Genomic DNA, 21498 nt, shown 5'->3' on the forward strand with positions numbered 1-21498 from the left:
AACGAAGAAAAGAAAGAACGAAGGAAAGACCATGAGCAAATCCCTGCGCCTGTCCGAGAAGTGGTTCCGCCGCGGCCTGTGGCTGGTGGCGTTCGTGTTCGCGAGCTTCCTGATCGGGCTGGGCAGCACGATCGTGGGCGACCTGCCGCAGGTCGAGCGCGTGCGCGTGCTCGACGACTTCATCGACAAGCCTGCGGCCGAGCCGCTGCGCGCCACCATCAAGGCCTCGGAGGCCGCCGAGCTGCAGGCCTCGCGCGATCTCGACCAGGCGCAGCTGCAGCTCAACACCGCGCAGCAGGCCAGCGCCAACGCGCGCGAGACCTTCGGCAACTGGATCGCCACGCGCCGCGCCACCGCGCAGCCCGACCAGGACACCGAGCTCATCGCGCGCACCAAGGCGCTCGACGCCTTCAAGCAGAAGGAAGACGCGGCGCAGCGCAAGGCCGACGCGCAGCGCCAGATCGCACTCGACGCGCGCCAGGCCGAGCAGCGCGCGCGCGCGGCATTGGGCGTGCTGGAGCACGACGCGCAGCAGCGCCTGGACGCCGAGTACCGCCGCGTCGAACTGCGCGTGTTCGGCTACCGGCTCGCGCTGACCCTGCCGCTGCTGCTGGTGGCCGGCTGGCTGTTCGTGAAGAAGCGCAAGAGCACCTACTGGCCCTTCGTGTGGGGCTTCATCTTCTTTGCGCTGTTTGCCTTCTTCGTCGAGCTGGTGCCCTACCTGCCGAGCTACGGCGGCTACGTGCGCTACGTGGTGGGCATCGTGCTCACGGTGCTGGTGGGGCGCTATGCCATCGTGGCGCTCAACCGCTACCTGGCGCGCCAGAAGCTCGCCGAGCAGCAGCCCGACCAGGTGCGCCGCGAAGAGCTCAGCTACGACGTCGCGCTGGCCCGCCTGGCCAAGAGCGTGTGCCCCGGCTGCGAGCGGCCGGTCGACCTGAAGAACAACGAGATCGACTTCTGCCCGCACTGCGGCATCGGCCTGTTCGACCACTGCGGCCACTGCAGCACGCGCAAGAGCGCGTTCTCCAAGTTCTGCCATGCCTGCGGTACCTCGGCCGTTGCGCAGGCGCCGCATACACCTGTGACCGGCACTGCGCAATCGGTCACGCCGGGCGCGCCGGTTCAGCCGGCCACGTAGCGAAAGCGCCGCACGGTCGTGCTACAACCCCGGGCTGCGTCACGCAACGCCGTGCCGCGGGTTTTCCCATTCACATTGACGGAGCACACCCATGAGCATTTTCGGCAAGATTTTTTCCAAGATTTTTCCGTCGGCCAACGCCGCTGAAGTCGTCGCCGCACCGCCGGCGGCTGCACCCGGCGCACCGGCCGCTGTCGCGCCGCCGCCCGCGATCCCGCTGGGCGACGTGCCCGCCGTCCTGGACGCGATGCCGGGTGCCGCCGGCCTGAACTGGCGCACCTCGATCGTCGACCTGCTCAAGTTGCTTGGCCTGGACAGCAGCCTCGCCGCGCGCAAGGAACTGGCCAGCGAAATCCTCTACAGCAACGGCGAACCGGGTTCGGCCGAATGGAACATCGGCCTGCACAAGCAGGTGATGACTCGCATCGCCGCCAATGGCGGCACGCTGCCGGCCGAACTGCGCGACTGATCGTCCCGCCACCCACGCAGCAAAAAGCCCGGCATGCCGGGCTTTTTTCTTTGGGGCGAGCGTTGAAGCGCTTCAGGTCCAGCCTGCGTCCACCACGTAGTCCTGCGCGGTGCACATGCGCGAATCGTCGGCCGCGAGGAACAGCGCCATCGCGGCGATGTCTTCCGCCATCACGCGGCCCGGCAGGCATTGCGCCGCATCGATCTCCGCGGCGGATTCGGGCTTCACCCACAGCTTGATCTGCCGCTCGGTCATCACCCAGCCGGGCATGATCGTGTTGACCCGGATGTTCTGCTTGCCCAGGTCGCGCGCCAGCGAGCGCGTGAGGCCGTTCACGCCCGCCTTGCAGGCCTGGTAGACCGGGTAGCCGCGGCCCTTCATGAGCCAGCTGATCGAGCCGAAGTTGACGATCGAGCCGCCGCCCAGCGCGCGCATGTCGTCGGCCACGGCCTGCGCAGCAAAGAACTGGTGCTTGATGTTGACGGCCACGAGGCGGTCGAAGTCGTCGCTGGTCACGTCGGCCATCTCGTGGCGCCGGTCGTTGGCCGCGTTGTTCAGCAGCACCGACACCGGCCCGAAGCGCTGGCGCACCGCGTCGATGGCGGCGGCGAGCGCGGCCGTGTCGGTCACGTCGCAGGGCACGAACAGCGCGGGGTGAGCGCCCTGCAGCTGCGCGGCAAGCGCATCGCCGGCGGCCGTGTCGAGGTCGCAGAAGCCGACCTTCGCGCCTTGGGCATGAAAGGCCCGCACCAGCGATTCGCCGATGCCGCTGGCGCCGCCCGAGATGAACACGGTGCGGCCGGCCAGCGAGGGGTAGCGGGCGGTATAGGCCGTGGGTGGGGAGGCGTGGGTCATGAGGGTGAGGACAACCGCAGTGAAGACAGGGCAAGCGTACCGGATGACGGCGTCTCTGGTGCCGGCCGGGCCTCCACCCGGCGTATGGCTTCCGGCCTGTGGGCAGGGCGCCGTGGCAGGCATACGCTTCGACCCATGAGCTCCTTCAACCGCCGCTTCGTCTTCTGTCTCGCGCTGCTTCCGGCCGCCTTCGCGGCGCGGCACGTCCGCGCACAGGCGCAGGCACCGGCGCCCGTGCTGCTTTTCAAGGTGGTCTCGCCGCGAGACGACATCGTGGTGGGCATCGAGGCGGCCCAACTGGGCACCGGCACGGCGCCGCCCGTGCAGCGGCTGGCCGCCATGCTGGCCGAGAAGGGCCAGCTCACGCTCTGGCAGTACGCCTCGCACAAGGACGCGAGCGGGGCGCTGGTGCAGGCACCGCTCAGGCAGGTCGTGGTCTTCAGGAACGAGCTGCTGCGCATCGAGCCCTACGCGACGCCGCTGGCCATCCAGCCCCCGGGCGCCGCGAAGTCCTAGACGCCGCGTGCGCGGTCGGCCTTGAACTGCGCGCGGAACTCCGTGAAGGTGCCCGCGTCGAGCGCCGCGCGAATCTCCGTCATCAGGTTCAGGTAGTAGTGCAGGTTATGGATCGTGCACAGCATCGGGCCGAGCATTTCGCCGCAGCGGTCCAGGTGGTGCAGGTAGGCGCGGCTGAAGCCTTCGCGCCCGCCGTCGTTCCAGCTCACGCCCGAGGTGCCGGCGCAGGCGTGGCAGGTGCAGCTCGGGTCGACCGGCTGCGGGTCGCTCTTGTGGCGCGCGTTGCGCATCTTCAGGTCGCCGAAGCGCGTGAACATCGTGCCGTTGCGCGCATTGCGCGTGGGCATCACGCAGTCGAACATGTCCACGCCGTCGGCCACGCCCTGCACCAGGTCTTCGGGCGTGCCCACGCCCATCAGGTAGCGCGGCTTGTTCGCGGGCAGCCGGTGCGGCGTGTGGCCCATGATGTGCAGCATCTCTTCCTTGGGCTCGCCCACGCTCACGCCGCCGATGGCGTAGCCGGGGAAGTCCATGTCGACCAGCGCCGCCAGCGACTCTTCGCGCAGGTTCTCGAACATGCCGCCCTGCACGATGCCGAACAGCGCGTTGGGGTTCTCGAGCCGCGCGAATTCGCTCTGGCAGCGCTTGGCCCAGCGCAGGCTCAGCTCCATCGAGACGCGCGCCTCGGCCTCGGTCGTGATGTGGCCCTTGGTGTCGTAGGGCGTGCACTCGTCGAACTGCATCACGATGTCGCTGTTCAGGATGGTCTGGATCTGCATCGAGACCTCGGGCGTGAGGAACAGCTTGTCGCCGTTGACGGGCGACGCGAACTTCACGCCTTCTTCGCTGATCTTGCGCATCGCGCCCAGCGACCACACCTGGAAGCCGCCCGAGTCGGTGAGGATGGGCTTGTCCCATTTCTCGAACTGGTGCAGGCCGCCGAAGCTCGCCATCACGTCCAGCCCCGGGCGCATCCACAGGTGGAAGGTGTTGCCCAGGATGATCTGCGCGCCCATCTCTTCGAGGCTGCGCGGCATCACGCCCTTGACGGTGCCGTAGGTGCCCACGGGCATGAAGATCGGCGTCTGGACCTTGCCGTGGTTGAGCGTGAGCGTGGCGCGGCGCGCGTGGCTGTCGGGGTCGGTCTTGAGGAGTTCGAAGTTCAGCATGATGTCGTTCAGTCCTGGGTGCGTGCGAGCAGCATGGCGTCGCCGTAGCTGAAGAAGCGGTAGCCGTTGGCGATGGCGTGGGCATACAGCGCCATCACGCGCTCATAACCCGCGAAGGCCGAGACCAGCATCATCAGCGTGCTCTTGGGCAAATGGAAGTTGGTCACCAGCACGTCGACGTGTTCGAAGGCGAAGCCCGGCGTGATGAAGATGCGCGTGTCGCCCGTGGCCTCGCCACTTTTTGCCCACGACTCGAGCGTGCGCACGGTGGTCGTGCCCACGGCAACCACGCGCCCGCCGCGTGCCTTGCATTCGGCAATGGCGCGCTGCGTGGCCTCGGGCACTTCGTAGCGCTCGGCGTGCATCGTGTGTTCGGCGATGTTCTCGGTCTTCACCGGCTGGAAGGTGCCGGCGCCCACGTGCAGCGTGACGTTGGCGCGCTGCACGCCGCGCGCTTCGAGTTCGGCCAGCAGGCCTTCGTCGAAGTGCAATGCGGCCGTGGGCGCGGCCACGGCGCCGGGCACGCGTGCGAACACGGTCTGGTAGCGGCTCTCGTCGTCGGCCGAGTCGGTGTGCGTGATGTAGGGCGGCAGCGGCACGTGGCCGCAGCGCTGCATCAGCGCATACGGGTCTTCGCCGGCGTCGCTCTCGAAGCCGAAGCGGAACAGCGCGCCGTCTTCCTCGGGCCAGCGGCCCAGCAGCGTGGCGCGAAAGCCGCCCACCATCTCCAGCGTGGTGCCCACGGGCGGCTTCTTGCTGACCTTCATGTGCGCGACCACCTCGTGGCCCTGCAGCACGCGCTCGACCAGCAGCTCGAGCTTGCCGCCGGTCGGCTTCTCGCCGAACAGGCGCGCCTTGACCACGCGCGTGTCGTTGAAGACCAGCAGGTCGCCCGCGCGCAGCAGCGAGGGCAGTTCCTTGAAGATGCGGTCGGCCGGGGCGGGGCCTGTGCCGTCGAGCAGACGGGAGGCGGTGCGTTCGGTGGCCGGGTGTTGTGCCACCAGCTCGGGCGGCAGATGGAAATCGAAATCGGAAAGCGTGAGGGCGCGCATGGTGCTTGAGGGCCGGACGGGCCCGTGCCAAGGAGGCATGGGAAGAGAAAAAGGCGGAGAGCGGCGATTGTCCCATGGCCCGGAATCACGGGCGCCGCTCGGGGTTGCCGAGGCAGAATCGGCGCATGGTCGATTCTTCCGTCGCGCGTGTCACGCCAGCCCCCGCCCCACCTTCCGAAGGCGAGCTCTTCAAGAAGATCCTGGGTGGTGCCTGGATGGGCCTGCACCCCGACATCCGCCGGCGCTTCGACAAGAACCCCCTGCCGGGCAAGGCGCTGCACTACCTGGGCGCGCTCAGCGAGCTGCGCTGCTCGCGCTTCGGCAAGCTGCTGGGGCATCTCACGCAGCCGATGATCCAGGGCGCGCTGATCCCCTACAGCGACAGCCACTTCCCGGTCGAGATCCAGGTCTACGCCCGGCCCGACGACCCGGCCATCTACAAGCAGCGCATCTACCGCCTGCACGGTCGCCCACCGATCCAGTTCACCAGCTTCATGCGCGAGAGCGAGCGCGGCGAGGTGCTCGAGTACGTCGGCATGGGGTTGGGCATGAAGCTGGTGCTGAGCGTGGAGCCCAGCGGCAGCCTGCATTTCCAGAGCGATGGCTATTTCTGGGAGGTGTTCGGCTGGCGCATTCCGCTGCCGGGCCTGTTCACGCCGGGCAAGACCTTCCTCTGGCACCACAACGAGACGCCCGAGCGTTTCAACATCCGTATCGAGATCCGCCACTGCCTCATGGGCACCACCTTCACGCAGGTCGGCGTGTTCGAGGAAGTGCCGGAGCCGCAGGCGGTGTCCGCATGATCGACACGCACCTGCTGGCCCTGCAGCTCATGGCGGCGCAAGGTGCGCTGGGCGCCTTCGACACGCTCTACCACCACGAAGGCACCGAGGCGCTGCCGCGCCGCGGCACGGCGGGGCGCGAGCTGGCGATCCATGCCACGCGCTCGTCGATCTATTGCGCGCTGTTCCTCGGGCTGTCGGCGTGGGCCTGGCACGGCGCCTGGGCGTGGGTGCTGCTCGCGGTGTTCGGCGTCGAGATCGTGCTCACGCTGTGGGACTTCGTGGTCGAAGACGGCAGCCGCCTGCTGCCGCCCACCGAACGCGTGACGCACACGGTGCTGGCCATCAACGCCGGCGCGTTCATTGCGCTGCTGGCGATGAGCGCGGTCGGCTGGGCAGCGCAACCGACGGCGATGGTGTGGCAGCCGCACGGCTGGCTCAGCGCCTTCCTGGCGTTGTGCGGCGTGGGCGTCGGTATCTCGGGCCTGCGCGACGGCTTCGCGGCGCGCGCGCTGTTCAAGCAGCAGAAGCAGTCGCAGGCGCGCGACGCCCAGGCGCCGGTGCACTTCGGCACGACACCGCAGCAGGTGCTGGTGACGGGCGGCACCGGCTTCATCGGCCAGATCCTCGTGCGCCACCTGCTGGCCGACGGCCATGCGGTGACGGTGTGGACGCGCGACGCGCGCGCCGCCGCCTGGGGCTTCGGTGGCGCGGTGCGCTGCGTGCAATCGCTCGACCAGATTCCCGCCGCGGACGCCATCGACGTGGTCGTCAACCTCGCGGGCGCACGCATCCTCGGCCAGCGCTGGAGCGCGCGGCGCCAGCAGCAGCTGCTGCAAAGCCGCGAAGGCCTGACGCAGCAGCTCGTCGCATGGATCGCCACGCGCCCCCGCAAGCCGTGGCTGCTGCTCTCGGGCTCGGCCATCGGCTACTACGGCGTGCAGCCGCAGGGCGACGCCACCGAGCTCGCCGAAGACGCGCCGCCGCAGGACATCTTCATGTCGACGCTGTGCCAGCGCTGGGAGCAGGCCGCGCACGCGGCCGTGGCGCACGGCGTTCGCGTGGCCTGCCTGCGTTTCGGCTTCGTGCTGGGCCACCAGGGCTCGCTGCCGCAGCTGCTGATGCCGGTGCAGCTGGGCATGGGCGGGCGCTTGGGCAGCGGGCGGCAGTGGCTGTCGTGGGTGCATGTGCACGACCTGATCCGCGCCATCGCGCATGTGTGGACGGTGACGGAGCCGGCCACCGACCCTGTCGCCGCGCAGGCCTTCAACGTCACCGCGCCGGGTGCAGTGAGCCAGGAGGCCTTCACCCGCGTCGCCGCCGCCGTGCTGCACCGCCCCTGCTGGATGCCCACGTCCGCCGCGCCCGTGAAGCTGCTGCTCGGCGAGCAGGCCGACCTGCTGCTCGAAGGCCAGCGCGTGGTGCCCGCGCAGCTGCTGCGCACCGGCTTCCAGTTCATGTTCCCCGATGCCCGCAGCGCCTTGACGGACCTTTGCCGTCCACGCTAGAAGCCTTGCCCGTGCCCGCCAAGAAAGAACCGACTCCCCCCGCCGCGCCGGCGTCGCCGCCCGGCACCGGCCTGAGCCTCGTGCAGCGCGCGCTGCGCAAGCTCGGCCTCGTGCGCGACATCGACTTCGCGCTCTACCTGCCGATGCGCTACGAGGACGAGACCCGCATCGTGCGCCTGGCCGACACGCGCGACGGCGACATGGCGCAGGTCGAGGGCGTGGTCATCGAGTGCGAGGTGGTGTTCCGACCGCGCCGCCAGCTCATCGCCACCATCGACGACGGCAGCGACACCTGCCAGCTGCGCTTCTTCAACTTCTATCCCTCGCAGCAGAAGCAGCTCGCGGTGGGCGCCAAGGTGCGCGTGCGCGGCGAGATGCGCGGCGGCTTCGTGGGGCGGCAGATCATGCATCCGACCGTCAAGGCGGCCGGCACGGCGCTGCCCAATGCGCTCACGCCGGTGTACTCGACCGTGGCCGGGCTCGCGCAGCCGGTGCTGCGGCGCGAGGTGCGCTCGGGCCTGGCGCGCGCGCTGCTCGACGAGACGATTCCGGTGCAGATCGGCCTGCGCGGCGCGTGGGACCTGCGCAGCGCGCTGAGCTTCCTGCACTATCCGACGCCCGACGTGTCGATCGCCGCGCTGGAAGACCACAGCCACCCGGCGTGGCAGCGTATCAAGGCCGAGGAGCTGCTGGCGCAGCAGCTCTCGCAATTGCAGGCGCGGCTGGAGCGCGCGGCGCAGCGTGCGCCGGTGCTGCCTGCGTCCACCGACGCGGCGGCGAGTTCGCTGCATGCGCAGTTGCTCGCCGTGCTGCCCTTCGGCCTCACCGGCGCGCAGCAGCGCGTGGGCGAGGAGATCACGGCCGACCTGCACCGCCAGATCCCGATGCACCGTCTGCTGCAAGGCGACGTGGGCTCGGGCAAGACCGTGGTCGCAGCGCTGGCCGCGGCGCGCTGCATCGACGCGGGCTTCCAGTGCGCGCTGATGGCGCCCACCGAAATCCTCGCGGCCCAGCACTTCGGCAAGCTGGTCGGCTGGCTCGATCCGCTGCTGGCCGAGCGCGGCCTGCGCGTGGCCTGGCTCACGGGCAGCCAGAAGAAGAAGGAGCGCGACGAGATGTCGGCCGCCGTCGAAAGCGGCGAGGCCGCGCTGGTCATCGGCACGCATGCGGTCATCTCGGAGAAGGTGCGCTTCAGGAGCCTGGCGTTGGCCATCATCGACGAGCAGCACCGCTTCGGCGTCGCGCAGCGTCTTGCATTGCGCGGCAAGGCCGGCGGTCATCTCGAACCGCACCTGCTGATGATGAGCGCCACCCCCATCCCGCGCACGCTCGCGATGAGCTACTACGCCGACCTCGACGTCTCCACGCTCGACGAACTGCCGCCCGGCCGCACGCCCATCGTCACCAAGCTGGTGGCCGACCACCGGCGCGACGAGGTCATCGACCGCATCCAGGCGCAGATTTCGCAGGGCCGGCAGGTCTACTGGGTCTGCCCGCTGATCGAGGAGAGCGAGGCGGTCGACCTGCGCAACGCCACCGAGACGCGCGACGAACTCGCCGGCACGCTGGGCGAACACATCCAGGTCGGCCTGCTGCATTCGCGCATGCCCACGGCCGAGAAGCAGGCGGTGATGGCGGCCTTCACCGCGAACGAAATCCAGGTGCTGGTGAGCACCACGGTGATCGAAGTGGGCGTGGACGTGCCCAACGCCTCGCTGATGGTGATCGAGCATGCCGAGCGCTTCGGCCTGTCGCAGCTGCACCAGCTGCGCGGGCGCGTGGGGCGCGGCGCGGCGGCTTCGGCCTGCGTGCTGCTCTATGCGCCGGGCGACAGCGGCCGCGTGGGCGAGGCGGCGCGCGCGCGGCTCAAGGCCATGGCCGAGACCGGCGACGGTTTCGAGATCGCGCGGCGCGACCTCGAGATCCGTGGCCCCGGCGAGTTCCTCGGCGCGCGTCAGTCGGGCGCGCCGCTGCTGCGCTTCGCCGACCTCGCGACCGACACGCTGCTGCTCGACTGGGCGCGCGAGCTTGCGCCGGTGATGCTGCAGAAGCACCCCGAGCTGGCGCAGCGCCACATCGACCGCTGGCTCGGCACGAAGGCCGAGTACCTCAAGGCCTGAGAAGGTCGAGCAGCCGGTCGAGCCCGCCCTCGTCGATCGACAGCATGGCGGCCTCGCGCACCAGCGGCTTGGCGTGGTAGGCCACCGACAGCCCGGCCGCGCGCATCATCGGCAGGTCGTTCGCGCCGTCGCCCACGGCGATGGCCCGGGCCGGCGGGATGCCCATCGCGCGGCAGCACTCGAGCAGCTTGTCCTTCTTGGCCTCGCCGTCGCAGATGTCGCCCCAGGGCTGGGGCAGCATGCGACCGGTCAGCCGGCCGTCTTCGATCTCCAGCACGTTGGAGCGCGTGTCGTCCAGCTTCAATCGATCGCGCAGCCGGTCGGTGAAGAAGGTGAAGCCGCCGCTCAGCAGCACGACGCGCAGGCCGGCCTGCTTGCACGCGCCGATCAGCGTCTCGGCGCCGGGGTTCAGGTGCAGGCGCTGGTCGTACACGGCCTGCAGCGCCGACAGCGGCACGCCGCGCAGCAGGGCCACGCGCCGGCGCAGGCTGTCCTTGTAGTCGGTGATCTCGCCGTGCATCGTGGCCTCGGTGATGGCCGCGACCTCGGGCCCGCAGCCCGCGATGTCGGCGATCTCGTCGACCGTCTCGATGTCGATCAGCGTCGAGTCCATGTCGAAGGCGATCAGCTTGAAGTCCGACAGCCGCAGGGTGGGGGAAGAAGTGGTCTTGTTCATGGCGTGGGGTGTGCGGCGTTCCAGTGCTGCGTGCCGAGCCAGTCGACGAACTGCCGTGCCAGCGCGGCCACCGGCCCTTCGGTGCGGTACAGCGCGTAGACGCCCGAGGCCGGCAGGCGCGGTTCGGGAAACACCACGCGCAGCCGGTCGGCGCGGATGTCTTCCTCGAGCAGGCACCAGGGCGCCAGCGCGAGCCCCAGGTCGTTCATGGCTGCCTGCATGCAAAGAAACTGGTGATCGAACACGGGGCCCGGCAGCTGGGGCGGCACGCGCACGCCGGCCAGCTCGAACCAGCGCGGCCAGTTCTCCACTTCGCCGGCGGCCTGCAGCAGCGGGTGGCCCAGGCAGTCGGCCATGCTGGCGATGCGGTGCCGCTCGATGAAGCGCGGCGATGCCACGGCCACGAGGTGGTCGTCCAGGCAGCGCACGCAGGTGTGGTCGGGGCGCTGCATGGGAATGCGGCGGATCAGCACGTCGCTGCCGGCCTCGGCCTGGTCGAAGAACTGGCGGCCCAGGGTCGACAGCTGCACGTCGGTCTGCGGCGCCAGGGCCTGGAAGCCGGCCAGCCGCGGAATGAGCCACTTCATCGCCAGCGAGGGCGTGGTGCACACGCGCAGGCTCGCGCGCTGGTGGGGCGACTTCAGCGCGGCCGTGGCGCTGGCGATGCGGTCCAGGCTGGCCTGCACCTCGGCGAAGTAGTCGCGCGCATGGGGCAGCAGCGTCGCGCCGCGGGCCTCGCGCGCGAACAGCGGCTGGCCCAGGTAGTCCTCCAGCAGGCGGATCTGCTGGCTGACGGCGCTGTGCGTGATGCTGAGTTCGTCGGCGGCCGCGGTGAAGTTGGCATGGCGCGCCGCCGCTTCGAAAGCGCGCAGCGCTTTCAAAGGGGGGAGGCGTCGGGTCACCACATGCGTACCTTGGCGAGCGGGCTTGTCTTCCTCATGTTCTTTTCGTGTTCGGTTGCGTGCCGCCCGGGGTTGGAGGCCGGCGCGCATCGTAGACCGGGAAGCCTGCAGAAAAACTAACCGGCCGCCTTAAAAAATACGGCTGGTGGCGTGCAGGGGGCGCACCTAGCATCGCGCTTCCTTCCACCCTGAACAAGAGACATGGCTTCCATCACCATCGACAACGTCGTGAAGCAGTTCGCCAACCAGACGGTGCTGCAGAACCTGTCGCTGCATGTGCCCGATGGCGCCTTCTACACCCTGCTGGGCCCCAGCGGCTGCGGCAAGACGACCCTGCTGCGCTGCATCGCGGGCTTCAACGAGCCCGACGGCGGGCGCATCCTGTTCGACAAGGACGACGTGACGCGCGTGTCCACCCACCACCGCGACATCGGCATGGTGTTCCAGGACTACGCGCTGTTCCCCGACAAGACGGCCTTCGACAACGTGGCCTACGGCCTGCGTGCGCGCAAGGTGCCCAAGGCCGAGATCGCCCGGCGCGTCAACGAGGCGCTGGACAAGGTGAGCCTGCTCGCGCTGGCCGACCGCTACCCCGCGCAGATGAGCGGCGGCCAGCGCCAGCGCGTGGCGCTGGCGCGCGCGCTGGTGATCCGCCCGCGCGTGCTGCTGATGGACGAGCCGCTGTCCAACCTCGACGCCAAGATGCGCCTGCAGATGCGCGACGTGATCCTCGATCTGGTGCGCGAGGCCGGCATCACCACCGTGTTCGTCACGCACGACCAGGAAGAGGCGTTGGCCATGTCCGACCGCATCGCCATCATGGACCGCGGCAGCATCGCGCAGCTGGGCACGCCCGAAGAGCTGTACGGCACGCCGGTGAACGCCTACGTGGCGGACTTCATCGGCTCGGCCAACGTGATTCCCGTGCCGGCCGAGTCCGCCGGCGGGGCCGCGTCGCACGTGCGCTACCAGCTGTGCGGCCAGCAACTGGACGGCAAGCAGGGCGGCGCCGCGCTGGGCGCGCAGGGCATCCTCATCGCGCGCCCCGAGGCGCTGTCGCTGATGGCGCCCGCGCCCCACGTGCCCAACGCCATCGCGGGCGAGGTGCTGCGCCGCCAGTACCTGGGCTTCAAGACCGCCTACCGCATCCGGCTGCACGACCAGTCGGAGATCCGCGTCGAGCTGCATGCCGGCAACATGGTGGCCGACTTCCAGGCCGGCGATGCGGTGCAGGTGCTGGTGCCGGCCGACAGCCGCGTCGTCGCCGCCTGAACGGACACGCACGCCATGAAAATCAACTGGTGGCCCTGGGGTTTCCTGACCCTGCTCAGCCTCGTGCTGCTGCTGTTCTTCGTGTTCTATCCGCTGGGCACGCTGTTCGTGAACAGCGTGCGCGACGAGTCGGGCGCGTTCTCGCTGTCCGGCTTCATCACCTTGCTGCAGGACAGCGAATACCTGCTCGCGTTCCGCAACACGCTGGTGCTCGGCGTGTCGGTCACGGCCTGCACCGTGGCCGTGGGCGTGCCCTTCGCGTACATGGTGGCGCGCTACGACTTCCCGCTGAAGAACCTGGTGGCGGTGCTGCCGATCATGACCATCGTGATCCCCGAGATCATCGTCGGCCAGTCGTGGCTGCTGCTGCTGGGCAACAACGGGCTGGTGACCAACCTGCTCGCGGGCGCGGGCATCACGCTGCCCACCTTCTACGGCTGGACCGGCATGGTGTTCTCCATGACCCTGGTCTACTACACCTACATCTACCTGGGCGTGCTGGCCGCGCTGCGCGGCTTCGACGGCCAGCTCGAAGAGGCCGGCCTGAGCCTGGGCACCTCGCCGCTGGTGACCAAGCTGCGCGTGCTGGTGCCGGTGATCCTGCCGGCGGTGCTGGTCAATGCGCTGGTGGTGTTCACGCTGGTGGTGGGCAACTTCGCGCTGTCGGTGGTGCTGGGCAGCAGCGTGCCGCTGCTGTCGGTCATGACGTACAACGCCTTCGTCGGCGAGATGGGCGGCAGCCCCACGCTGCAAAGCGCGATGTCGGTGGTGTCCATCGGCATCGTGGCCATCGTGCTGTTCTTCCAGAAGCGCGTGGTCGAACGCAAGATCTACACGATGACGCAGGGCCGCGCGCCCGCCGTGGTGCGCGTGCGCTCGGGCGCGGCGGTGTTCTACACGCTCAGCGTGGGCGTGATCATCGTGCTGTCGATGCTGCCGCTGCTCATCGTCTTCGTGGGCGCCTTCACCGAGACCAGCGGGCCCGTGATGCGCTGGGGCCAGTGGTCGCTGTCGAGCCTGGAACGCGCGCTGCGCGGCGCGCCCGAGCCGATCATCAACTCGCTGAAGTTCGCCTCGATGGCGACGGTGGTGGGCGTGGCCTTCGCGGTGCTCGTGAGCTACCTGACGATCAAGAAGCGCAACCCCTTCACGCAACTGCTCGACTACATCGTGGTGCTGCCCCTGACCATCTCGGGCACGGTGCTGGGCATTGCGCTGGTGCAGACCTTCAACACCGGTTGGCTGGTGCTGGCGGGCACCTCGGGGATCATGGTGCTGTGCTACACGGTGCGCCGCCTGCCCTTCGCGGTGCGCAACGCGTCGTCGACGCTGTTCAACATCTCGGACTCCATCGAGGAGGCCTCGATCAGCCTGGGCGTGTCCCCGCTGAAGACCTTCTTCAAGGTGCTGCTGCCGGCCATGAAGGCCTCGATCATCTCGGCCGCCATCCTGATGTGGGTGACCACGATCTCGGAGCTGTCGGCCTCCATCGTGGTCTACACGGGCGGCCTGGAGACCATGCCCATCGCCATCTTCCGCCAGGTCGACGGCGGCCGCCTGGGCCTGGCCTCGGCCTACGGCGCGGCGCTGGTCAGCGTGATCCTGCTGCCCATCGTGGTGGCGATCAAGGTGTTCCGTATCAACCTGTTCTCCAGCAAATGACCCACCCATTCACTTCAACCTGCGAGGTTTTCATGTCCTTCAAGTCCCTGGCGAAATGCGCGTTCGCGACCCTGGCCTTCACGGCGGGCGTCGCGGGTGCGCAGACGGTGGTGCTCTATTCGTCCAACAACACCGAAACCGTCGAGACCGCGCTGGCCGTGGTCAAGAAGAAGGCGCCCGGGCTCACGGTGCAGCAGGTCACGGGCGGCACCGGCACGCTGATGAAGCGCATCCAGGCCGAGGCCAAGAACCCGCGCGGCGACGTGCTGTGGAGCGGCGGCTTCGGCACGCTGGGCGCCTACAAGGACCAGATGGCGCCCTACAAGTCGCCCGACCTCGCGGCCGTGCCCGCGGCCTTCCGCGGCCCGAACGACCTGTGGGTCGGCACCAACGTGCACGTCATGGTGATGATGGTCAACGAGCGCCAGCTCAAGGGCATGCCCGCGCCCAAGACCTGGTCGGACCTGATGCGCCCCGAGTGGAAGGGCAAGTTCGCCATCACCGACCCGAGCAAGAGCGCCACGGCCTACATGCTGGTGTATGGCCTGCTCAAGCAGTTCGGCCGCGACGGCCTGGGCAAGCTGGCGGCCAACGCGGTCGTCACCGCGTCGTCGGGCAGCACCTACAAGGGCGTGGCCGCCGGCGAGTACCCGGTGGGCCTGACCATCGAGTACGCGGCGCAGGAGTACGTGGCGGGCGGCCAGAAGGAGATCAAGCTGGTCTATCCCACCGAGGGCAGCTACCTAGCGCCCGAAGGCATGTTCATCGTGAAGGGCGCGAAGAACATGGACGCCGCCGTCGCGCTCTACAACGGCCTGCTGAGCAAGGAGACGCAGCAGGAGCTGCTGGTGAAGAACTTCCGCCGTCCGGTGCGCAGCGACATCGCGGTGTCCAAGCTCACCTCGCTGCCCGACCTGAGCGCCATCAAGGTCTTCCCGCTCGACCAGGAAGCGGCCTCGGCGGAGTACGAGCAGCTCGTGGCGTTGTGGAACCTGGCGGTGAAGGCGCGGTGACAAGTACGGCGAAGGCGCCTTCGACGCCGGTCAGCGCCTTCGATCTGTTCAAGATCGGCATCGGCCCTTCGAGCTCGCACACGGTCGGGCCGATGATCGCGGCGCGGCAGTTCGCCTGCCTGCTGCAATCGCAAGGCCTGCTGCCGCAGGTGGCCGCGCTGGTGACGCAGCTGTACGGCTCGCTGAGCGCCACCGGGCGCGGCCACGGCACCGACCGCGCCGTGCTGCTCGGGCTCGCAGGCCACCGGCCGGACCGGATCGACCCCGACACCATCGAGCCCGCCATCGCCGCCATCCGGCGCGAGCGGCGACTGCACCTGCTCGGCACGCACGCCGTGGCGTTCGATGAGAAAGAGCACCTGCTCTTCCTGCGCAAGAGCCTGCCCCGGCACCCGAACGGCCTGCGCTTCATTGCATTGGATGCGCAGGGCCAGACCCTGGCCGAGGCGGATTACTTTTCAGTGGGCGGCGGCTTCGTCGTCGATGCGCAGGGCGAGAGCGTGCGCAACGAAGCCGGCGTGCAGCGCCCGGCGCCGGCCGCGCTGCCCTTCGCCTTCGACACCGGCGCGGAACTGCTGGCGCAGTGCCGCGCGCAGGGCCTGTCGATCGCCGCGCTGATGATGGCCAACGAAACGCAATGGCGACCGCAGGCCGAGGTGCGGTCGGAGCTGCTGCAGGTGTGGGACGCGATGGCCGGCGCCGTGCGCCGCGGCTGCGCAAGCACCGGCACCTTGCCCGGGCGCATGCAGGTGCGCCGGCGCGCGGCCGACCTGTTCGGGCAGCTGCAGGGCAGCGGCACGGCGCAGGCTGCGCCCGACCCGCTCGCGGCGATGGACTGGGTCGACCTGTACGCCATGGCCGTCAACGAAGAGAACGCGGCCGGCGGGCGCGTGGTCACCGCGCCCACCAACGGCGCGGCGGGCGTGATCCCGGCAGTGCTGCATTACCACCAGCGCTTCTTTCCCGGCGCGGGCGACGAGGCCGTGGTCGAGTTCCTGCTCACCGCGGCCGCTATCGGCATCCTCTACAAGAAGAACGGCTCGCTCTCGGGCGCCGAGGTCGGCTGCCAGGGCGAGGTCGGCGTCGCCTGCTCGATGGCGGCGGGTGCGCTCGCCGCGGTGATGGGCGGCACGCCCGGCCAGGTCGAGAACGCCGCCGAGATCGGAATGGAGCACAACCTGGGCATGACCTGCGACCCGGTCAGCGGGCTGGTTCAGATCCCGTGCATCGAGCGCAACGCGATGGGCGCGGTGAAGGCCATCAACGCGGCGCGCATGGCCCTGCGCGGCGACGGCTCGCACTTCGTGTCGCTGGACAAGGTCATCCAGACCATGATGCAGACCGGCGCGGACATGAAGACCAAGTACAAGGAAACCTCGCGCGGCGGCCTCGCCGTGAACATCGTCGAGTGCTGACCGCCGCGCGGCCGCGGCTCAGCCCGCCGGCCGGCGCGTGAACGCGAGGATCAGCCCGAAGCCGACCATCATGCTGCCGCTCACGCGGTTGAACCAGCGCATCGCGCGGCTGCCGTTGGCCAGGCGGCGCATGCGCGCGCCGAGCAGCGCATACAGCGCGATCGCCACCAGCTCGAACACCAGGAAGGTCACGCCCAGCAGCACGTAGCTCGACGCATACGCGCCGGGCACCACGAACTGCGGGAAGAAGGCGGTGAACACCAGGATCGCCTTCGGGTTGCCGGCCGCCACCGTGAACTCCTGGCGCACCAGCGCACGCATCGACGGCGGGGCTGCTTCGTGCGCCTGCACTTGCGCAGTCGGCGCCGGCGCGCGCAGCAGCCGGACGCCGATCCACACGAGGTACGCGGCGCCGATGTACTTGATGACGTCGAAGGCCAGCTCCGATGCGACCAACACCGCGCCCATGCCCAGGCCCGCGATGGCGATCATGACCGCGAAGGCCACGAGCCGGCCGCTCGCCGCGATCACGGCCGGCGACACGCCGTGCTTCGCGCCGTTGGTCACCGACAGCAGGTTGTTGGGGCCGAACGCCATGTTGATGGCGAAGCAGGCGGGGAGGAACAGCAAGTAGGCGGACAGGGTCATGGCGCATCCGGCGGTGGGGGTGGCGGGGTGACCATTATTTCAGCAGTCCGGTGGCGCGCCGCGCTGCCTGCGGTGTTCGTTTGCCCTCGCGTGCACCTCACGAATCAGCGGGGCACCGCTGTGCGGCGAGGCGCGTGGCCGTAGCGCCTGCATCGCTCACCTTGCGGGTTTGCACCAATTTCATGACAAACATGGTGGGGCATCATTTGGTTAATTGTTCAACAAAACATATATCCAAGCTCAACCAAGATGATCTGGTTGAGACCTAGATCCATGGTGGTGTTGACCAATTCCCAAGCCTCGCGGCGACCGGTCGTGAGGCTTTCCTGGTCTGCACATCACATTCATGGGAGCGATTCGTCATGGCAAGCGACTTTCATCCAAGCCCTTCTGCGGGGGACGACTGCAAAGCGAAGGACGCCACAGGCGCCCCGCAGGGCGGCATCTCCTGGCGTCGGAATGCACTGGGGCTGGGCATCTGCGCGGCGGTATTGGCGGGATGCGGTGGTGGCAGCGGAGGTGGCGGGGCTGACCCGGCCACCGTCGCGGCCATTGCAGCAGCGATCGCCGCTGCCAATGCACCGCCGCCTGCACCGCCACCGACGACGAATCCCCCACCACCCGCGCCGCCGGCGATCCAGGCCAGGTGCGCAATGGACACCGGCGTCGCGGCCTCGTACGAAGAGCAGCGCCTGCCCAACAAGCTCAGCGCCAGCGATGCGGCGAGCTTCTCGCAGCAGGTGCTGCAGGCCAGCGGCTTCGACAAATTCGGGCCGGCGTTCGCCCTCAAGCTGTGCAAGGACGGACTGGCCGGTGCGTCGAGCTACGACGCGGCCGTCACCCTGCTGAAGGCCGAGGGCCAGCAGCTGTGGCAGGCCGCGGTGGACCGGGTGCAGGGCCGCAAGGTCGAGGGCAGCCTGCCGCAGAGCGACGACCGCATGCTGTACTGGGCGCGCCTGACCATGACGTTCGCGCTGCGCCAGTGGAAGCCCGACTTCCCGCTCGACGACGCACAGCGCGCCGCGCTGGAGAACGAATTCGAGCGCGCGTCGCGCGGCCAGTACGCGATCGACTTCCCGGAAGGCGCGGGCCACAAGCGCATCCTGGTCAGCGGCTTCGATCCCTTCACGCTGGGCACGCCGGGCGTTCACGACAACCCGAACATCCGCATCGGCAATCCCTCGGGCGCGACCATCCTCTCGCTGGACGGCAACACCGTGGCGCTGGGCGACGGCACCACGGCCGTCATCCGCACCTTCATCCTGCCCGTGAACTACCCGCCCTTCTTGCAGGGCATGCAGGAAGACACGCTGGGACCGTGGTTCAAGCCCGGGCCCAAGCGCGTGGACGCGTCCATCTCCATGAGCCAGGGCGGTGGTGCCTTCCATCTGGAGCACTTCAACGGCCGCTACCACCTGGCCAGCATCCCGGGCAACGACAACGTCTGGCCCGCCTGCATGGACGGCGACAGGTTCCCATCGGTGCTGGACTGCGACATCTATCCGCCGGAGCGCTGGCTCGGCTTCCTGCCGCGGCCCTGGGCCAAGGAGACGCCGCCGCAGTTCACGGTGTCGACGCTGCCGTTCCAGGCCATGATCGACGCGAAGACGGGCGAGGGCGTCATCAACCGCGACACCGGCACGCCCGGTGGCTGGGACGTGCTGCGGCGTGACACCTACTCCGTGCAGCCGTGCAAGAAAGACGCGCTGGGCCCGCTGGACAACAACTGCGCCAGCCGGGGCGGCGGCGGCAACTACCTCTCCAATGCGAGCGCGTACCGCAACACGCTGCTGCGCGACACCTTCAAGCTGAACATTCCCGCCGGGCACATCCACACGCCGGTCATGACGCGCTTCGGCGCGGGCAGCGACGGCAAGATCACGGATGCAACCTTCGAGGGCTTCCGCGATGCCATCGTGGCCCAGGGCCGCAACCTGGTGATCGCGATGGCGAAGACCCTGTCGGCGCCGGCACCCTGACAACGTTGCATCACAAGAAGGCATGGACATGAAACACCAACTCTTCATCGGCATCGTCGGCCTGGCGTTGTCGGGCGCGGCCCTGGCGCAACCCACCGAGAGCTTCTACCTGATGCGCAACAAGGTCAGCGGCAAGGCCGTCTGCGCGCAGCATCCGATCAGCCCCGACTGGGTGCGCGAGGCCGGTCCGTTCAAGGACCAGGACTGCAAGGTCGCGGACAAGCCCGAGCCCCGGCGCTCCGACCTGCCGGCCAGCCCGCTCGAGCTGGCCCCCAAGAAGAAGGAATAGCCGGCTTGGCCGTCGGCGCCACGGCGTGCATGGATTGCACGCCGCGGCTTCGCCTCGTTCATTCGTTTTCTCTCCCTCTCTTTTCCCTCTTTGCACTCCTGGAGCGTTTCCATGCGAAATCCCTACGCGCACGCCGTCGTCACTGCCTTCGCGGTCCTGGCCTTTTCCCTCGGCGCCCACGCCCAGACCAAGTGGGATCTGGCCAATGCCTACCCCGCGACCAACTACCACACCGAGAACATCACGCAGTTCGCGAAAGACGTGGACGCGGCCACCGGCGGCAAGCTGAAGATCACGGTGCACGCCAACGCGTCGCTGTTCAAGGCGCCCGAGATCAAGCGCGCCGTGCAAAGCGGCCAGGCCCAGGCCGGCGAGATCCTGCTGGCCAACTACGCCAACGAGAACCCGATCTACGCGCTGGACGGCGTGCCCTTCCTGGCCACCACGTACCCCGAAGCCCGCAAGCTCTACGACGCCTCCAAGCCCGCGATGGACAAGCTGCTCGCCGCCCAGGGCATCAAGGTGCTGTTCGTGGTGCCATGGGCACCGCAGGGCATCTACACCAAGAAGGAGATCGGCTCGGTGGCCGACCTGCGCGGCATCAAGTGGCGCGCCTACAGCCCGGCCACGGCCAAGATCGCCGAACTCATCGGCGCGCAGCCCGTGCAGATTCAGCAGGCTGAACTCAGTGCCGCCATGGCCACCGGCGTGATCGAGAGCTACATGAGCTCGGGCTCCACCGGCTACGACACCAAGACCTTCGAGCACATCAAGAACTTCTACGACACGCAGGCGTGGATTCCGAAGAACGCGATCCTCGTGAACGCCAAGGCCTTCGATGCGTTGGATGCGACCACCAAAGCAGCGGTGACCAAGGCCGCAGCCGACGCCGAGGCGCGCGGCTGGAAGGTCGCACAGGAGAAGAACGACGAGTACAAGCGCCTGCTCGCCGAGCGCGGCATGAAGGTGCACAAGCCTTCGCCCAAGCTGGACACCGACATGCGCCAGGTCGGCGGCATCATGCAGGCCGACTGGCTCAAGGCTGCTGGTGCAGACGGTGCTTCCATCGTCGACACCTACAAGAAAAAGTAAGCCGTGCGCCGCTTCCTCGACCGCCTGTACGACGGTGCAGGCGCGCTGGGCGCTTTCTGCGTCTTCCTGATCTTCGTGCTGATGATCGTGGCCGGTGTGGGCCGCCAGATGAACTGGCACGTGAGCGGGCTCAACGACATCGTCTCCTGGCTGTGCGCCGCTGCGGCCTTCTTTGCGATGGCGCATGCGTTCCGGCATGGTGACTTCGTTCGCGTGACGCTGCTGCTGGACGCGGTGCCGCTGAAAGTGCGGCGTGTGCTGGACGTGATGTGCCTGCTGATCGCGGCAGTGTCGGTGGCCTACCTCACCTACTGGGCCACCAGCTTCACGTACGAAAGCTACGAGTTCGCGGAGATGGCCACAGGGTTGGTGGTCATTCCGATCTGGATTCCGCAGTCCGCCTTCGTGATCGGCTGCTGGCTGCTCTTGATCGCCATGCTCGATGAGCTGGTGGGCGTGGTGCGCGGCGAAAAGCCCAGCTACCAGCGCGCCATCGAAGAGCGGCACGCAGCCGGCGATTTTTCCTCCGACGTCTGAACGCACGCCATGCTCGAAACACTGCTCATGGGCGCGCTCTTGCTCGCCATCATGCTTCTCTTGCTCGCCGGCGGCGTCTGGATCGCCATGACTCTGGCCATCGTCGGCTGGGTCGGCCAGGCCTTCTTCACCAACACCCTGCCTGGCAAGAACCTGTTCTCTGCCTTCTGGGAAAGCAACGCGAGCTGGGAGCTGGCGGCGCTGCCGCTGTTCATCTGGATGGGCGAGATCCTGTTCCGCACCAAGCTCAGCGAGGAGATGTTCGAAGGCCTGAGGCCGTGGCTGAACCGCGTGCCCGGCCGGCTCATGCACACCACCATCCTCGGCTGCGGCGTGTTCGGCTCGGTCTCGGGCTCCTCGGCCGCCACCTGCGCCACCATCGCCAAGGTGGCGCTGCCCGA

At 68.6% G+C, this 21498-nt stretch carries 21 protein-coding genes; 15 read left to right on the top strand and 6 right to left on the bottom strand.

The window, feature by feature from the left end; all coding sequences use genetic code 11:
* Positions 1–31: 31 nt before the first annotated feature.
* Together AC07SQ_RS21055 and AC07SQ_RS21060 are read left to right on the top strand one after the other, a co-directional pair.
* The gene (locus AC07SQ_RS21055; protein ID WP_495272728.1) at positions 32–1141 is read left to right on the top strand and encodes a serine endopeptidase; all 1110 of its coding nucleotides are present in this window, start codon (positions 32–34) and stop codon (positions 1139–1141) included.
* A 91-nt stretch (positions 1142–1232) separates the two neighbouring features.
* Positions 1233–1610 (top strand): DUF3597 domain-containing protein, encoded by a 378-nt coding sequence (locus AC07SQ_RS21060; RefSeq protein ID WP_015867813.1) that lies wholly within the window; start codon positions 1233–1235, stop codon positions 1608–1610.
* Positions 1611–1682: 72 nt separating this feature from the next.
* Here the strand turns inward: AC07SQ_RS21060 and AC07SQ_RS21065 are convergent, their stop codons facing one another.
* Complete coding sequence (locus tag AC07SQ_RS21065; protein ID WP_495272729.1) at positions 1683–2465, bottom strand: SDR family NAD(P)-dependent oxidoreductase; 783 nt, start codon at positions 2463–2465, stop codon at positions 1683–1685.
* Between the two features lie 135 nt (positions 2466–2600).
* Between AC07SQ_RS21065 and AC07SQ_RS21070 the strand changes: the two genes are divergently transcribed.
* A complete protein-coding gene (locus tag AC07SQ_RS21070; protein ID WP_307582127.1) occupies positions 2601–2981 on the top strand; it encodes a hypothetical protein in 381 nt (126 codons plus the stop codon).
* On the opposite strand, the gene tgt is transcribed toward AC07SQ_RS21070, so the two are convergent.
* The gene (gene tgt, locus AC07SQ_RS21075) at positions 2978–4150 is read right to left on the bottom strand and encodes a tRNA guanosine(34) transglycosylase Tgt (protein WP_495272730.1); all 1173 of its coding nucleotides are present in this window, start codon (positions 4148–4150) and stop codon (positions 2978–2980) included. The genes AC07SQ_RS21070 and tgt overlap by 4 nt on opposite strands.
* A gap of 8 nt (positions 4151–4158) precedes the next feature.
* A complete protein-coding gene (queA, locus tag AC07SQ_RS21080; RefSeq protein ID WP_495272731.1) occupies positions 4159–5202 on the bottom strand; it encodes a tRNA preQ1(34) S-adenosylmethionine ribosyltransferase-isomerase QueA in 1044 nt (347 codons plus the stop codon).
* A 125-nt stretch (positions 5203–5327) separates the two neighbouring features.
* Here queA and AC07SQ_RS21085 point away from each other — a divergent pair, with 125 nt between their 5' ends.
* Genes AC07SQ_RS21085 through recG form a run of 3 tightly spaced genes read left to right on the top strand, consistent with a single transcriptional unit; the run spans position 5328 to position 9612 of the window.
* Positions 5328–6005, top strand: a complete 678-nt coding sequence (locus tag AC07SQ_RS21085; RefSeq protein ID WP_495272732.1) for a DUF4166 domain-containing protein — start codon at positions 5328–5330, stop codon at positions 6003–6005.
* Positions 6002–7492 (top strand): TIGR01777 family oxidoreductase, encoded by a 1491-nt coding sequence (locus AC07SQ_RS21090; protein WP_495272733.1) that lies wholly within the window; start codon positions 6002–6004, stop codon positions 7490–7492. The genes AC07SQ_RS21085 and AC07SQ_RS21090 overlap by 4 nt, the downstream gene beginning before the upstream one ends.
* Before the next feature lie 11 nt (positions 7493–7503).
* The gene (gene recG, locus AC07SQ_RS21095) at positions 7504–9612 is read left to right on the top strand and encodes an ATP-dependent DNA helicase RecG (RefSeq protein WP_495272734.1); all 2109 of its coding nucleotides are present in this window, start codon (positions 7504–7506) and stop codon (positions 9610–9612) included.
* Here recG and serB read toward each other — a convergent pair.
* Together serB and AC07SQ_RS21105 are read right to left on the bottom strand one after the other, a co-directional pair.
* A complete protein-coding gene (gene serB, locus AC07SQ_RS21100) occupies positions 9602–10288 on the bottom strand; it encodes a phosphoserine phosphatase SerB (protein WP_495272735.1) in 687 nt (228 codons plus the stop codon). The two genes, recG and serB, sit on opposite strands and share 11 nt — an antisense overlap.
* Positions 10285–11169: a LysR substrate-binding domain-containing protein gene (locus AC07SQ_RS21105; protein ID WP_495272736.1), complete on the bottom strand. Its 885-nt coding sequence runs from the start codon at positions 11167–11169 to the stop codon at positions 10285–10287. The genes serB and AC07SQ_RS21105 overlap by 4 nt, the downstream gene beginning before the upstream one ends.
* Positions 11170–11391: 222 nt before the next feature.
* Here AC07SQ_RS21105 and AC07SQ_RS21110 point away from each other — a divergent pair, with 222 nt between their 5' ends.
* From AC07SQ_RS21110 to AC07SQ_RS21125, 4 genes are read left to right on the top strand one after another with little or no spacing between them, the layout of a single operon-like run.
* Positions 11392–12462 (top strand): ABC transporter ATP-binding protein, encoded by a 1071-nt coding sequence (locus tag AC07SQ_RS21110; protein WP_062477439.1) that lies wholly within the window; start codon positions 11392–11394, stop codon positions 12460–12462.
* Between the two features lie 15 nt (positions 12463–12477).
* Positions 12478–14124 (top strand): ABC transporter permease, encoded by a 1647-nt coding sequence (locus tag AC07SQ_RS21115; protein WP_062477436.1) that lies wholly within the window; start codon positions 12478–12480, stop codon positions 14122–14124.
* Between the two features lie 32 nt (positions 14125–14156).
* Positions 14157–15137, top strand: a complete 981-nt coding sequence (locus tag AC07SQ_RS21120; RefSeq protein ID WP_139700676.1) for an ABC transporter substrate-binding protein — start codon at positions 14157–14159, stop codon at positions 15135–15137.
* Positions 15134–16552, top strand: coding sequence for an L-serine ammonia-lyase (locus tag AC07SQ_RS21125; protein WP_495272737.1), 1419 nt, complete (start codon positions 15134–15136; stop codon positions 16550–16552). The genes AC07SQ_RS21120 and AC07SQ_RS21125 overlap by 4 nt, the downstream gene beginning before the upstream one ends.
* Positions 16553–16570: 18 nt before the next feature.
* On the opposite strand, the gene AC07SQ_RS21130 is transcribed toward AC07SQ_RS21125, so the two are convergent.
* Complete coding sequence (locus AC07SQ_RS21130) at positions 16571–17200, bottom strand: LysE family translocator (protein WP_159274083.1); 630 nt, start codon at positions 17198–17200, stop codon at positions 16571–16573.
* A gap of 653 nt (positions 17201–17853) precedes the next feature.
* On the opposite strand from AC07SQ_RS21130, the gene AC07SQ_RS21135 reads away from it, so the two are divergent.
* The 5 genes from AC07SQ_RS21135 to AC07SQ_RS21155 form a co-directional block, all read left to right on the top strand.
* The gene (locus AC07SQ_RS21135; protein ID WP_495272738.1) at positions 17854–19179 is read left to right on the top strand and encodes a PA0049 C-terminal domain-containing protein; all 1326 of its coding nucleotides are present in this window, start codon (positions 17854–17856) and stop codon (positions 19177–19179) included.
* Between the two features lie 28 nt (positions 19180–19207).
* Entirely contained in the window at positions 19208–19468 is a 261-nt protein-coding gene (locus tag AC07SQ_RS21140) for a hypothetical protein (RefSeq protein ID WP_225616844.1), read from the top strand.
* Between the two features lie 111 nt (positions 19469–19579).
* Positions 19580–20560 carry a TRAP transporter substrate-binding protein gene (locus AC07SQ_RS21145; protein WP_495272739.1) on the top strand — a complete coding sequence of 327 codons (981 nt, stop codon included), beginning with the start codon at positions 19580–19582 and terminating at the stop codon, positions 20558–20560.
* Positions 20561–20563: 3 nt separating this feature from the next.
* Entirely contained in the window at positions 20564–21097 is a 534-nt protein-coding gene (locus AC07SQ_RS21150; RefSeq protein ID WP_095747225.1) for a TRAP transporter small permease, read from the top strand.
* A 9-nt stretch (positions 21098–21106) separates the two neighbouring features.
* On the top strand, positions 21107–21498 hold a 392-nt coding region (locus tag AC07SQ_RS21155; protein WP_495272740.1), incomplete at its 3' end, for a TRAP transporter large permease subunit.

The organism is Variovorax sp. GW821-FHT06D12, assembly GCF_059419205.1.